Here is a 596-nt window from a genome sequence, read left to right on the forward strand (position 1 = left end):
ACACCGCTTACGTAAAATCCGGGACGCTTCACAGGCAAAAACCCCGCCGGTTTGACCCGGCGGGGTTTTGATCTTGGTTGCGGGGGCAGGATTTGAACCTGCGGCCTTCAGGTTATGAGCCTGACGAGCTACCGGGCTGCTCCACCCCGCGACAAACCTTAAATCCCTCAGACGCGCAAAGGCGCCCGGTGGGGCGCCTTGGCGTGATCGGAGAGTTGTGAATGGATATTTCCTGCTGATTGCCGGCTGCAAGGCCTGGCGGCGTCCTACTCTTCCATCGCTTGAGCGAAAGTACCATTGGCGCTGCCTGGTTTCACGGCCGAGTTCGGGATGGGATCGGGTGGGTCACAGGCGCTATGACCACCAAGCCATGAAGCCGGCAAACAGGGGGATTTGAACGATGCCAGACACTTGCGTGCTGTAACAGTGATGTCGTTGATGGTGGGATCTTCAGGCGCGACCAGAGTAATTAGGACCGGTTAGCTGAATGCATTACTGCACTTACACACCCGGCCTATCAACGTGGTGGTCTTCCACGACTCGATGAGATCTTATCTTGAGGGAGGCTTCCCGCTTAGATGCTTTCAGCGGTTATC

General features: G+C 56.9%; 1 tRNA gene and 2 rRNA genes. All 3 read right to left on the reverse strand.

Annotated elements, in window-relative coordinates:
• Positions 1-74: 74 nt before the first annotated feature.
• Positions 75-151, reverse strand: a tRNA-Met gene (locus ACTIFU_RS23940).
• A gap of 102 nt (positions 152-253) precedes the next feature.
• Positions 254-368 (reverse strand): 5S ribosomal RNA (gene rrf / locus ACTIFU_RS23945).
• 82 nt (positions 369-450) lie between these two features.
• A 23S ribosomal RNA gene (locus ACTIFU_RS23950) occupies positions 451-596 on the reverse strand; the annotation flags it as partial.

Origin of the sequence: Elioraea sp., from assembly GCF_051860475.1 — a bacterium.
In the GTDB taxonomy this organism is placed as follows: Bacteria; Pseudomonadota; Alphaproteobacteria; order Acetobacterales; family Acetobacteraceae; genus Elioraea.